Source organism: Tsukamurella sp. USMM236 (genome assembly GCF_037148755.1).
In the GTDB taxonomy this organism is placed as follows: domain Bacteria; phylum Actinomycetota; class Actinomycetes; order Mycobacteriales; family Mycobacteriaceae; genus Tsukamurella.
This window is the reverse complement of the sequence record NZ_JBBCSS010000003.1, coordinates 428,024-442,083: the sequence shown is the minus strand read 5'-3', so window position 1 is coordinate 442,083 and position 14,060 is coordinate 428,024. Positions and strand designations below refer to the sequence as shown.

General features: G+C 73.7%; 5 protein-coding genes. 3 read left to right on the top strand and 2 right to left on the bottom strand.

What is annotated here, in order from left to right:
• Positions 1 to 16 precede the first annotated feature (16 nt).
• Positions 17 to 8,566, top strand: coding sequence for an amino acid adenylation domain-containing protein (locus WFK95_RS13175; RefSeq protein WP_336670982.1), 8,550 nt, complete (start codon positions 17 to 19; stop codon positions 8,564 to 8,566).
• Between the two features lie 83 nt (positions 8,567 to 8,649).
• Here WFK95_RS13175 and WFK95_RS13170 read toward each other — a convergent pair whose 3' ends face one another.
• Positions 8,650 to 9,636, bottom strand: a complete 987-nt coding sequence (locus WFK95_RS13170) for a Fe2+-enterobactin ABC transporter substrate-binding protein (protein WP_336670981.1) — start codon at positions 9,634 to 9,636, stop codon at positions 8,650 to 8,652.
• Positions 9,637 to 9,761: 125 nt separating this feature from the next.
• Between WFK95_RS13170 and WFK95_RS13165 the strand changes: the two genes are divergently transcribed.
• Entirely contained in the window at positions 9,762 to 11,045 is a 1,284-nt protein-coding gene (locus WFK95_RS13165; protein ID WP_336670980.1) for a hypothetical protein, read from the top strand.
• Positions 11,046 to 11,062: 17 nt separating this feature from the next.
• Entirely contained in the window at positions 11,063 to 11,989 is a 927-nt protein-coding gene (locus tag WFK95_RS13160; RefSeq protein ID WP_224645230.1) for an LLM class F420-dependent oxidoreductase, read from the top strand.
• Between the two features lie 88 nt (positions 11,990 to 12,077).
• Here the strand turns inward: WFK95_RS13160 and WFK95_RS13155 are convergent, their stop codons facing one another.
• Positions 12,078 to 14,033, bottom strand: a complete 1,956-nt coding sequence (locus WFK95_RS13155; RefSeq protein WP_336670979.1) for a GMC family oxidoreductase N-terminal domain-containing protein — start codon at positions 14,031 to 14,033, stop codon at positions 12,078 to 12,080.
• Between the last annotated feature and the right edge of the window lie 27 nt (positions 14,034 to 14,060).

The window sequence follows — 14,060 nt, the reverse complement described above, 5'->3', positions numbered from 1 at the left end:
CCCAGGAGCCCCCGACGTGACCCTCGCAGAGGCCGCCCCCTCCCCGGCATCGGCCGGCACCGACGCACCGATCCTGCTGCCGCTCACCGCGGCCCAGCACGGGATCTGGAACGCGCAACGGCTGGAACTGGACTCGCCGTACTACGTGGTGGGCGACGTGCTGGAGATCGTCGGCGACCGCGCGGTCGACCTCGGCGCCCTGCGCACCGCGATCACGCGCACCGTCGCGGAGGCCGGCAGCCTCCGCCTGCGGGTGGTCGAGACCGAGGACGGCCCGCGGCAGTGGATCGACGACGGTACCGTTTCCGAGCCGATCGTGGTGGACCTGCGCGGCGAGCCCGACCCGCGGGCCGCGGCCGAGGCCGCCGTGGCCGCGGAGCGCGCGCGACTGGCGGCGCACTGCACGGCGATGACCGACCGCGACCTCTTCGCCTTCCGCATCCTGCGCCTGTCGGACACCGAGGTCTGGTACACCCAGCTCGGGCACCACCTCGTCTTCGACGGCTACTCCGCCGCGATGCTCTCCCGCCGTGTCGCCGCGCACTACACGGCGCTCATCGGCGGGGCGGAGCCGCCGAAGTCCCCGTTCGGCTCCTTCGCCGAGTTCGTCGCGGCCGATCAGGAGTACCGCGCGAGCGAGCGGCACGAGGCCGACCGCGCCTACTGGCGCGACGAGCTCACCCCGCTGCCCGAACCGCCGGAGCGCCCCGGCTTCGACGGCCCGGCGAGCGAGGTACTCACCGCCCGCACGGAGCTGTCCCCCGAGATCTTCGACGCCCTGCGCCGGGTCGCCGACGAATCCGGCACCACCTGGGGCGAGGCCCTCATCGCCTGCTACGCCGCCTTCCTGCACCGCTCGCTCGGCGAGTCCGACGTGGTCTTCGCGATGCCGCTCATGTGCCGCAGCGGCGGGGTCGCCCTGCGCACCCCCGCGATGGCGGTGAACGTGCTGCCCCTGCGCCTGCCGGTGCGCGCCGACGACCGGTTGGCCGACCTCAGCGCCCGCGTCGCGGAGACCATGCGGCGCATGCGCGCCCACCAGCGCTACCGCGGCGAGGACCTCCCCCGCGACCTGGGCTCCCCCACCGTCGGGGCGCTGCTGCACGGACGGGGCATCAACCTCAAGGCCTTCGACCTCACCCTCGACTTCGCCGGCTCGGCCGGCACGATGCGCAACGTGGCGGGCGGCCCCCCGGAGGACTACGGGCTGAGCGTCATCCCCACCGGCAACGGTGGGCTCCTGGTGGGCTTCGAGGTCGACGCGCGTTCCGCGACGCACCAGCAGGTAGAGGGCCGGCTCGACGCCGTCGTCACGCTCATCACCGAGCTCGCCTCCCCCGCCGCGCCCGCGCTCGGCGAAGTGGAGCTGCTCCCCGCCGGCCTGCGCGAGACGCTGATCGAGCGCTCCCGCACACCGGAATCCGCGCACCCCGTCCAGGACGTCCCGGCCGCGCTGGAGGCGCAGGCCCGCCGCGATCCCGCTGCCCTCGCCCTCGTCCACGGCGACGACCGGCTCACCTTCGGCGAGCTCGCCGATCGGGTGCACCGCACGGCCCGCCTGCTCCGCGCGGAGGGCGCGGGTGCCGACGACGTGGTCGCCCTGGCGTTGCCGCGCGGCGTCGACCTGGTGGTGGCGATCCTCGCGGTCCTCGACGCGGGCGCCGCCTACCAGTACCTCGACCCGGCGCACCCCGCCGCCCGGCACGCCGAGCTGGTCGCGGACTCGCGGCCCGTACTCCTGGTCGGCGTCACTGGTTCCGCTGCGCCCGAGGGGATCCCGCAGCTTCGGCTCGACGATCCGGCGATCGGCGCGCGGCTCGACGAGCTGTCCGGCGCCCCGCTCAGCGAGTCGGAGCTCGCCGCGCCGCGGGACCCGGACCACCTCGCCTACGTCATCCACACGTCCGGCTCCACCGGTCGGCCGAAGGGCGTCGCGGCTCGCACCGGCGGGCTCACGAGCCTGCTGCGACACCACCGCGCGACGCTGGCCGATCTGGCGACGGCCCGCGACGCCGAGCGCCGCCTGCGCTGCGCGCACACCTATTCGTTCTCCTTCGACGCCTCCCTCGACCAGTTGCTGTGGCTGCTCAGCGGCCACGCGCTGCACCTGTACTCGACCGAGACCGCCCGCGACGCCGACGCCCTGCTGGCCGCGTACCGCGCCGACCGCATCGACGTCGTGGACACCACCCCGTCGATGGCGGCGCCGCTCATCGACGGCGGGCTGCTCGACGGCGAACACCGGCCGTCGCTGCTGATCCTGGGCGGCGAGGCGACCGGGCCCGCGCTGTGGCGCCGGATCGCGGCCGCCGGCGTGCCCGCGGTGAACGTCTACGGGCCCACCGAGGCCGCCGTGGACGCCACCACCGCGGTCGTGGCCGGGGAGACCCCCGTCATCGGGCGCGCCGTGCCCGGCACCGCCGCCTACGCGCTCGACGGTGCGCTGCAACCGGTCCGGGACGGAGAGATCGGCGAGCTGTACCTCGCCGGACCGCACCTGGCACGCGGCTACCTGAACCTGCCCGCGGCGACCGCCGAGCGGTTCGTCGCGGACCCCTTCGGCGAACCCGGCTCCCGCATGTACCGCACCGGCGACCGCGTGCGGTGGGCTGGGGACGGTGGCTACGAATACCTGGGACGCGGCGACGGCCAGGTGAAGATCCGCGGCTACCGGATCGAACTGGCCGAGGTCGAGACCGCTCTGGCCGCCGTGTCCGGAGTGACCAGCGCCGCCGCCGTGGTCCGCACCGACGCCGGCCGAGACCGCCTCGTCGGCTACGTGACCGGCTCGGTGACCGCCGACGGCGTCCGCGCCGCACTCGGCGAGGCCGTGCCCGACCACATGGTGCCCTCCGCCGTGGTCGTGCTGGACGAGCTGCCGGTGACGATCAACGGCAAGCTCGACCGCGCCGCCCTGCCCGCGCCCGCCGTGCAGACCGCCGGCCGGGCGCCCCGCACCGACCGCGAGCGGCTGCTCTGCGCGGTGGTCGCGGCCGCCTTCGACGTCCCCGAGGTGAGCGTCGACGACGACTTCTTCAGCCTGGGCGGCGACAGCATCAGCGCCATCACGGTGTGCAGTGAGCTCCGGACCCAGGGGCTCGACGTGCGACCGCGGGACTTCCTCTCCGGCAGCAGCTTCGCGACGCTGGCCGCCGGCGCCGCCGAGACCGCCGCGCTGGACGAGGGCCCCGTCGTCCCCGCCGAGGGCGAATTCCCCGCGCCGCCGATCGTCGCCGCACTGCTGGATCTCAACCCGGACTCGCGAGACATCGCTGGCTACGCGCAGTGGATCGCCCCCGAGCTGCCCGTCGGAGCCACGCTCGAGACGGTCCGGACGGCACTGCAGGCCGTCGTCGCGGCGCATCCCGCACTGCGGCTGCGTCTCTCGGGCCCATCGATGCTCACGATCGACGAGGCGGCCCCGCCCGTCGAGGTCACCGCGGGCGACGGCACCGTCGACTCCGCGGCGGCCGAGCTCGCCGCCGAACTCGACCCCGCCGCCGGTGCCGTGCTGCGCGCGCGGATCGTGCGCGGTGACGACACCCCGGACCGGCTGGTCCTGGTGATCCACCACCTCGCCGTCGACGGCGTCTCCTGGCGGGTGCTGCTGCAGGACCTCCCGCAGGCGCACCGGGACGCGGCCGCGGGCCGCGCGCCCGCCGTCCGCGCCGAGGCGACGCCCTGGCGCGCGCACGCCCTGGCCCTCGCCGAACAGGGCGAGAGCGGCACGTACCGAGGCGAAGTCGACCTGTGGCGGGCGACGCTGGACGACGCCGAACGGCTCGGCGGGCGGCTGCTCGACCCGGCCGTCGACCGCGTCGCCACCGCGGCGGTCACCCGAACCCGGACCCCCGCGCCCCTCGCCGAGCCGGTGACCTCCGGGCTGGCACGGGCGTACCGCGCCAATGCCGAGGAGACGCTCCTGGCGGCCCTCGCCCTGGCGCTCCGACTGCGGCGCCGCCGCGCCGGGCTCGCCCCGCGCGCGGCCGCGGCGGTCACCGTCGAGGGGCACGGCCGCGAGCAGGTGCTGCGCTCCGCGGATCTCGCCCGGACCGTGGGCTGGTTCACCGTGGAACACTCCGTCCGCCTTCCCGTCCCGCTCGACGACGCGGAGCTCGACGACGCCCTCGCGGGCGGCGCCGCGGCCGGGCGGCTCGTCCGCGCCGTCAAGGAGGCCCGCCGCGGCGTGCCCGGGCAGGGCATCGGCTACGGCGTCCTCCGGCACTTGGACTCCGAGGCGGGGCCGCTGGGCGCCGCGCCGGACGTGGTCTTCAACTACCTCGGCCGGTTCGCCGCGCCCGACGACGGCTGGCGGCTCCCCGGCGACACCCCGTTCGCGGTGCTCGACCCGGCCACGAAAGCGCTCGAGCAGGTGCTCGCCATCAACTGCTTCGACGGCGCCGACGGGCTCACCGTCGAGTGGACCGCCGCGGGCGGCGTGCTGGACGCCGCCGCGGTCGCCGAGCTGCAGGCCTGCTGGGCCGAGGCCGTGGGCGCGCTCGCCGCGCACGCCGCGCGGATCGGGCCCGACGGTGGCGGTCTCACCCCGTCGGACCTGCCGCTGGTGACGCTGGACCAGGCCGACATCGATCACCTGGAGCAGGACGGCCCGATCGCCGACGTGCTGCCGGCGACCGCGCTGCAGGTGGGTCTCGCGTACCACTCGCAGGTGTTGGCCGAGGGCGAGCCCGACGTCTACACGGTGCAGGCCGCGACGTACCTCGACGGCCCCGTCGACCCCGACCGGATGGCGGCCGCGGCGGCGGAACTGCTGCGCCGAGTGCCCTCGCTGCGCACCCGGCTGGGCTACACCGCCTCGTCGGACGTGGTGCAGGTGATCCCGGAGACGGTGCGCCCCGACTTCACGTTCGTCGACGTCGCGGACCGCGAGGATCCGGCGGCGGCGTTCGCCGCGGTCGCCGCGGCCGAGCAGGCCCGCCGCTTCGACCCGTCGACGGCGCCGCTCATCCGGTTCCTGCTGTGCCGCACCGGCCCCGACCGGCACCGGCTGGCGCTCACCAATCACCACTCGCTACTCGACGGCTGGTCCATGCCGATCGCGGGCCGCACCCTGCTCGCGATCTACGCGGAGCTGGGCGGCGGCCCGGCCGCACCGGCGTCGGCGCCACTCGACGGCTATTACCGCTGGCGCGCGGACCGGGACGTCCCCGCCGCCCGCGCGGCGTGGGCCGACGAGATGGCCGGCCTGGAGGCGCCGACGCTGCTGGCGCCCACCGGTTCCGGTGCCGCCGACGCCGCGCCGGAGCGCATCCTCGTCGAGCTCGACGACGACCTGACCCGCGGCCTCGCCGAGCTGGCGCGCACCCGCGGCGTCACGCTGACCAGCGTGCTGCACACCGCGTGGGGACTGCTCTTGGGCCGGCTGACCGGCCGCCGCGACGTGGTCTTCGGCTGCCCCGTCTCGGGCCGCCCGGTGGAGGTGCCCGACGTGGGCACGATGGTCGGGCAGCTCGGCGAGTCCATCGCGATCCGCGTGCGGGCCACGCCGGAGCAGCCGGTCGGCGAGGTCCTCGCCGACGTGCACCGCCGCGCCCTCGCGCTCTCCGACCACCATCACCTCGGCCTCGTCGAGATCACCCGCGCCGCAGGGCTCGGCGATCTCTTCGACACGATGGTCGTCACCGAGAACTTCCCGCTCTCCGACCGCAGCGTGCAGCCGGTCGAGCCCGGCCTCGACCTCACGGGCGTCGACATCACGGACGCCACCCACTATCCGCTCACCGTGGTCGTCCTCCCCGGCGAGCGCCTCACGCTGGGCCTGGGCTACCGCACCGACGTGCTCGCCGAGGACACCGTGCGCGCCTACGGCCGGTGGCTCACCGCGGTGCTGCGCGCCGTGGTCGCCGCGCCGGACACCCCGGTCGGGGCGATCGGCACACTGCCGGCCGACGAGCGGGCCGCGATGCTGGCGCTGGGCGACGTGCCCCTGCGCGGCGCGTACGGGCCGCTGCTCGAGGAGTTCGGCGCGCACGTCGCCGCGACGCCCGACCACCCCGCCGTGGTCTGCGACGACGAGCAGCTGACCTACCGCGAGCTGGACGAGGCCGCGAACCGGATCGCCCACCGCCTGCTGGCCGACGGGGTGCGGCAGCAGGACGTGGTGGCGGTCTTCGCCGAGCGCGGACTGCCCTGGTACGTCGCGGTCTTCGGCGTGCTCAAGGCGGGCGCGGTGTACCTGCCGCTCGATCCTTCGTATCCCGCAGCGCGGCTGCAGTTCCTCCTGGAGGACGCGGCACCGTCGGCCGTGCTGACGTGCGGCGCGATCCCGGAGGCGACCACGGCCTCCGTGCCCGGCGGGGTGCCCGTGCGCGCGGTGGACCCGTGGGACGTCGCCGGCGAGGCGACCGATCCGGCGCACGCGCGGGAGGGCCTCACGCCGGACGCCCTGGCGTACATCATCTATACCTCCGGAACCACCGGCCGGCCGAAGGGCGTCGCGGTGAGCCACCGCGGCCTGCCCGATCTGATGGCCTTCGTGATGGAGGCGCTAGGATTCCGCGCCGATGAGCGGGTGCTGCAGACCGGTTCGCCCAGCTTCGACATCTCCGTGCTGCAGGTCCTCGGCCCGCTGATGGCGGGCGCCACCTCCGTGATCGCGCCCGACGCCGTGCGCGTTCCCGGCGACGAACTGCTGGAGTACATCGAGCGGCAACGGGTCTCGGTGATCAACCTGCTGCCCTCCTTCCTGGCGGCGATGCCGGACCACGCCGAGGTCGACCCGTCGGTGATCTTCATGGTGGGCGCCGAGCGCCTCGACCCGGAACTCGCTGACCACTGGGGGCGGGGCCGGCGCGCCCTGTTCAACTGCTACGGCCCGACCGAGGCGACGATCAACGCCGTCACCTGGCGGTACGAGCCCGACGACCCGGGCCCCCTGCCCATCGGCCGGCCCGACCCGAACCTGCCCTGCTACGTGCTCGACGAGGGGCTCAACCCAGTGGGGACGGGCGTGCTCGGCGAGCTGTACCTCGCGGGCGACTCGTTGGCCCAGGGCTACCTGCACCGCCCGGACCTCACCGCGGCGACCTTCGTGGCGAACCCGTTCGGGGAGCCCGGATCCCGGATGTACCGCACGGGCGACCTGGTGGCGTGGCGGGAGGACGGCAATCTCTCCTTCCACGGCCGCGCCGACCACCAGGTGAAGATCCGCGGCCTGCGGATCGAGCTGGGCGAGATCGAGACCGCCCTCGCGCAGCAGCCCGGCGTGCGCGCCGCGGCCGTGCTCGTCCGCGGCGACCGGCTCGTCGGCTACCTGGTCCGCAACGACGGCGCGCACCCCGATCCCGAGGCGATCCGCACCGCGCTGGGCGCGGAACTCCCCGCGCACATGGTCCCCGCGGCCTACGTCGTTCTGGACCGGCTCCCCCTGGGCCCCACCGGCAAGCTGGATCGGGACGCCCTCCCGGAGCCCGCGGCCCGGGCCGACACCGGCCCCGACCGGGAGCCCGCGACCGCGGCCGAGGCGGCGCTCCTCGCCGTCTTCCGCGAGCTGCTGGACACCGAGGAGGTGCGGCTGTCGGACGACTTCACCGAGCTGGGCGGCGACTCCCTCGTCTCCCTGCAGGTGGTCTCCCGGGCGCGTCGCCTCGGCTTCGAGCTCAGCGCGCGCGACGTGCTGGAGGGCCGCTCGATCGCCGGGATCGCCGCGCGTGCGGTGGAATCCGCGGCGCCGGACGCCCCGGCGGGCAGCGATTTCGAGCAGTTCCTCGACGTGCTGCGGCTCGGCGGGACCGACGCTCCGGACGTCTTCACCGGGCGGCATCCCGCGAAGGTCGGCGTGCACACCTTCGGCGGCCAGATCCTGGCGCAGGCGATCGTGGCCTCGGCAACGACGCTCTGCGCCGCGGCCCTGCCGCTGCACGCGGCGCACACCCACTTCGTCGAACTCGGCACGGTCACGGAGGATCTCACCTACCGGGTGACCCGCCTGCGGGACGGCCGGACCGCCGCGAACCGGCAGGTCACCGTCGAACAGGACGGGCGGATCCTGGCGGTCATGACGCTCGCCTACCAGGCGGACGCCTCGAACCCGCTGGAGCACACCGAGGCCGCGCCGGCGGCCGGCGACCCGCTGGCCCTGCCCACGATGGAGGAGCTGTTCGCCGGGCACGAGTCGCGGCTGCGCGCCCTCGTCGACGCGTCCCACCCGATCGAGATGCGGTTCGCGTCGGAGCCGGTGTGGGACAAGCGGGACGCCGACGGCGCCGACAGCCGGAACCTGGTGTGGATGCGCGCCGACGGTGCGCTGCCCGACGATCAGGTGCTGCACGACGCCGCCCTGGCGTGGGCGTCCGACCTCACGGTGCAGGACCCGATCATCGCCCGGCACGGCCTGGCGTGGGGCTACGACCGGGTCGGCGCGGCGACGCTGAACCAGTCGCTGTGGTTCCACCGGCACACCCGGTTCGACGAGTTCCACCTGCTGGTCGTGGACTCCCCCGTCGCCCGCAGCGGCCGGGGCCTGTCCACCGGGCACTTCTACGCCGGCGGCGAGCTGGTGGCCACGGTGACCCAGGAGGCGATGGTGCAGGTGCTCCCGGACTGACCTCGGGAGTGGGAACGCGAACAGCCGCGGCCGGAAGTGATATCCGGGCCGCGGCTGTTCGCGTTGTGGAGCGGGTGGAGCCGTTACTTCTTGAACATCTTCTCGACGACGTCGAGCGTGGCGATGGCCTTGTCGAAGTCGGGGCGCTGCACCCAGTAGGGCAGGTCGAAGGCCCGGTTCGCGGCGAAGGCCGGGAGCGAGGCGTAGACCGGCTGCGAACGCAGCGAATCCGCGGTGAAGGTCTGGCCGCTGAAGCCGACGATGAAGACCGAGGGCTGCGTCACCGTGCTGGGCAGCGCCTCTTGGGTGATCTCGTAGGAGTCGCCACCGGCGGTGTACGGCTTGAACTTGCCGCTCGCGAAGATCGGCGCGGCCTCGATGCCCAGCTTGGCGAACTCGGCGGGGACGCCGCGGTTCTCGATCAGGCCGTAGGCCTTGCCCTGCGCGGTCATCGACAGGAAGGCCACGGGGCCGGGGGGCGGCGTGATGCCGGCCTTGACCTGCGCGACGCGGTCGTCGTACTTCTTCACGGCGTCCTGGTAGACCTGCGGCTGGTCGAAGGCCTTGGCCAGGAACTCGAACTGCTGGTTCCAGCTCTCCAGCTTGTTGTCGACCACCAGCGTCGGCGCGATGGCCTTGAGCCGGTCGTAGGCGTCGCCCGTCTGCTTGAACGGGAAGCCGAGGCCGCCGCCGACGATGAGGTCGGGCTTCTCCGCCGCGATGGCCTCGATGTCGTAGCCACCGGCGGGCCAGTGCATGAACTTGGTGCCGGCCTTCGTGAAGTCGTCCTTCCAGGCGTCGAAGGGCTGGGCCTTCGCGGGATCACGATCGGTGTACTCGGTGACCATCGCGGTCACGGGGAGGCCCAGGTCGTAGAGGTAGCCCGCGAGGTTGTAGTTGAGCAGCACGACGCGCTTCGGCTTGACGGGGATCGTGATGTCCCCCTTCACCGTGCTGACGGTGCGCGTCGCGGACGCCTCGGTGCCGGAGTCGGTCGAACCGCCCCCGCAGCCGGCGACCAGGCCGACGGCGCACAGGATGGCGACGAGGTATCGCACGTGCTTGGCCATGAACTAGCCCTTTCTCAGGATATTTAGGACAGGCTTATCAAAGCACATGAAGGCGCTGACGCGGCACCCCGCCCCACTCATCGATGAGGTTAGGGTAACCAAAGCTTGATCGGTACGGTGGTGCCATGAGCCGCGCAGAGTCCCCCACCCCCGCCGGCACGGTCGCCCGCACCGTCGCGCTCGCCGTCGCCGGCCTCGTCCTGGTCCTGTTCACGGCCGCCGTCCTCCTCTCCCAGATCTTCGCCGCGGTCTCCGCGGCGTCGGTGTTCACACCGGTCTGGCGGGCGATCGGCACCGTCGGAGCCCTGGTCACCGGCAGCGACCCAGCCCCCGTCGACGTGGCCACCGGCAGCGATCTCGCCTGGGCCTGGCAGTTCCACGCGGGCGCACTGGTCATCGGCATCGTCGCGGGCCTCGTCTGGGGCGCGCTCGCCGTGCGGTCCGGCACGCGGGGAGCGGCGGGCGTCGACCGCGCCGCCCGCGTGCTCCGCGCGATCGCCTGCGCCGTGCTCGCGGTCGCGATGCTGCTCTACGGCCTGGCCAAGGTGATCCCCGCGCAGATGGGCCACATGAACCTGCCCGCGTACCAGCTGCAGGCCGTCGGCGATACCGAGCCCTTCTCCCTGCTCTGGGGGTACATGGCCGCCTCGACGCCCTACACGGTGGTCACCGGCGCGATCGAGCTCACCGCCGGCCTGCTGCTGATCGTTCCCCGCACCCGCCTCGCCGGGGCGCTGCTCTCGGTCGTCGCGCTCACCCAGATCGTTCTCCTCAACCTGTTCTACGACGTCCCGGTCAAGCTGCTCGCCGCCGAGCTCCTGGTGATCGCACTGGCCCTGGTGTTCCCGTACCGCCGCGCGCTGCTGCGCGCCGTCCTCCCCGCCACGGCCTCGCCCGCGCGGCGCACCGGAACCGTGGCCGCCGCCGTCCTCGCCGTGGTCCTCATCGCCGCCACCGTCGCCGGGAACCTGGCGCGGGTGGACGCGATGAACACCCCGCGCGACCCGCGCGACGGGGTCTGGCGGGCCACGGCCCTCACGATCGACGGCGCGCCCGCCCTCGCCACGGGCGATGCGGGCCCCGTCTGGACGTCGATCGCGATCACCCTGCGCGGCACCGCGGACCGTCCGGCGAAGGGATCGGCGCAGGACAGCCTGGTCACGCAGACCCCCGACGGTGCGGTCACCGCCTGGGGGCTGCGGGCCGACGGCGACCGGTTCACCGTGCGCCGGGGCGCCGGCGCCGCACCCGTCGATCTGCAGGTCACGACAGTGCCTGACGGGCTGCGGCTGTGCGGCACCGTCGACGGACGGCGGCTCGACGCGCGGTACGAGCGGCGCTCCCTGGAACGGCATCACGACATCCGCTTCGTGCAGGCCCCCTTCGATCGCACGCGCCCTCGGCTCTAGTGGCACAGTGGTCTTCCATGGAGCTACGCATCTTCGTCGAACCCCAGCAGGGAGCCACCTACGCCGACCAGCTCGCCGTCGCGCGGACCGCGGAGGAGACCGGATTCGGGGCCTTCTTCCGGTCGGATCACTACGTGGCGATGAACGTCGACGGGGCGCCCGGCCCCACCGATTCGTGGATCACCCTCGGCGCGATCGGCCGTGAGACCTCCACCATCCGCCTCGGCACGCTGGTCACCTCCGCCACGTTCCGGTTCCCCGGACCGCTGGCGATTTCGGTCGCGCAGGTCGACGAGATGTCGGGCGGGCGCGTCGAGCTGGGCCTGGGCGCCGGTTGGTTCGCGGAGGAGCACGCCGCGTACGCGATCCCCTTCCCCGACGTGAAGGAGCGCTTCGACCGCTTCGAGGAGACCCTCGAGATCGTGACCGGCCTGTGGGAGGCGCAGGGCCCCTACACCTTCCGCGGCGAGCACTTCTCGCTCACCGACTCCCCCGCTCTGCCCAAGCCCGCGCAGAAGCACGTGCCGATCGTGCTCGGCGGCGCCGGCAAGAAGCGCAGCGCCGCCCTGGCCGCGCGCTTCGCCGATGAGTACAACACGCCCTTCGTGCCCGTCGCCGAGGCCGCCGCGGTGTGGGCCCGGGTCGACGCCGCCGCCGTCGCCGCGGGGCGGGACCCGCAGTCGATCATCAAGTCCGCCGCGCAGGTGGTGTGCGGCGGTTCGGACGAGGCGACCGTCGCGCGGCGGGCCGCGACCATCGGCCGCGAGCTGCCCGAGCTGCGGGAGAACGGGCTCACCGGCTCGGCCGGCGAGATCGTCGACAAGCTGGGCACCTTCGCCGAGGCCGGCGCCTCGCGGGTGTACCTGCAGGTGCTGGACCAGAGCGACCTCGACCACGTCGAGTGGATCGGCGCCGAGGTGCTGCCGCAGGTCGCCGACCTGTAGCCGCTACGCCACCGAAACCGGCCCTCAGCTCGGTCGCGCGGAAGTATTTCCGTCGAGGACGAGCTGAGGGCCGGTTTCGGTACGCAGATCAGGCGCCGGCGGCCAGGAGGTTGGTCGCGGTGCGGCGCGCCAGCGCCATCGTGGTGATCATCGGGTTCACGCCGGAGCAGGTGGGCATGCCACTGGCGTCGGCGATCCAGACCCCGCGGGTGTCGTGCAGCTCGCCCGACGGATTCGCCACGGACGTGACGGGATCCGCGCCGAGCGGGGCGCTGCACATCTGGTGCGCGCTGAACACCGGGGTGCCGCCGGGTCCGATCGGAATCTCGTTCACCTGCGCGATGAAGGCGTTGAGATCGTCGCCGCGGGTCCACGGCGCGAAGCGCTGGCCGGCCACGTAGATCTGCCGCGCGCCGGCGGCCTCCTGCATCCGGATCGAGGCGGCGATGCCCTCGCGGAAGTGCTTGCGGTCCAGCTCGTCGTCGAACGGGTAGGCGTGCACGGCCTCGCCGTCCTCGCCGATCGTCACCGAGCCGACGCCGCGGTCCTTGACGAGCACGACCCAGTCGGCGCGGTTGCGGTACTGCGCCGTGAGCTCCTTGTGCGCGGCGCCGCCGAGCCACGGGACGACGCTGGTGAAGAGGCCCGACAGGTGCTGCACACACTCGACGAGGAAGCCGTAACCCGAATCGGCGTCGGCGAACTCGGTCATCACGCCCGCCATCGCCGGGCCGTGCCACGGGTCCTGCGGCTCGTCGTAGATGCCGCTCACCAGGGTGGCGGGGTGCAGCCGCAGCGTCGTGCCGACGGCCGGGCCTCCGATCCCCGAGCGGAGCAGCAGCGCGGGCGATTCCAGGCTGCCGGCGGAGACGACGACGGTGGGCGCGTCGATCCGGACGGCGGTCTGCACGCCGGTCGCCGGGTCGGTGTACGTCGCATCGACGCCGGTGGCGGTGCCGTCGGCCGTGGTGATCCGCTGCACGCGAGTGTTCGGTAGCAGCCGGGCGCCCGCGTCGGACGCGTCCTGCAGGAAGGTGCGCAGGGCGCCGTTCTTGGCTCCGGTCTGGTCGCCCATGCCGCTGTACGCGCTGCGCACCGGGTCGAACCGATCGGGGTTCACGTTGAGATCGACCTTCTTGTAGGAGTAGCCGAGCCCGGCGGCGCCGTCGGACAGCCGCTCGTGGGGGCCGTTCTGCAGCGCGACGTCCTGGTTGCAGCCCATCCGCGCGAAGACCGCGTCCAGGTGCTCGTCGAACTCGGGGCCGAGGGCGTCGTCGAGACCCGCGCCGGCCCACTCCTTGCGGACCGTCTCCGGGGTCCTGAGCGAGTTGGACCAGTTCACGGTGCTGCCGCCGCCGACGGTGCCACCCGCGGCCAGCATCACCATGCCGTCCGCGGAGGGGAAGAAGCCGCCGCGCAGGAACAGCGTCTGGTAGGCGAACAGCTCGTTCTGCACGAAATCCGCCTCGTTGCGGTAGCTTCCGCCCTCGACCACGATCACCCGCTTACCGGCCTGGGCCAGCATCGCCGCGGCGACCCCACCGCCGCTGCCGCTCCCGACGATCACCACGTCCGCGGCGAGAGCCTCACCGCCGGTGGGAGTGATCGTGGTGATGGTCTTGGGTGTCGCCGGCGGCGCGGAGACCGGTCCCGGGTAGCCCATTCCCGCCCACAGCGGGTTGCGGCCCTGCTCGTCCATGAGGCCGTAAGCGATCATCGTCGACAGCTGGCACAGGCTCGCGATCGCCAGCGCCGCCTCGGCCCCCGACGCCGCCAGACCCGCGAGGATCGCCTCACGGGCGTCCTGTTCGCCCTCGGCCAGCCCGGCGTCCGCGGCGGCACCGAGCAGTCCGGCCAGACCGGCGAGCTGCTCGTCGGACATGTGCCCGAGCAGGTACTCCTCCACGGCGGCGTCGACCTGGAGGTCGCTGCCCTTGATCGCCCAGAAGTCGGTCGGGTCGTCGTCGCGGGGGACGGAGGCGACGAAGGTGTCGACAACGGCGGTGAGTGCGGCGCGCTGGCGAGGATCGAAGGCGAAGGTCATCTCGGTGCTCCCTGGGTGTGCGGCATT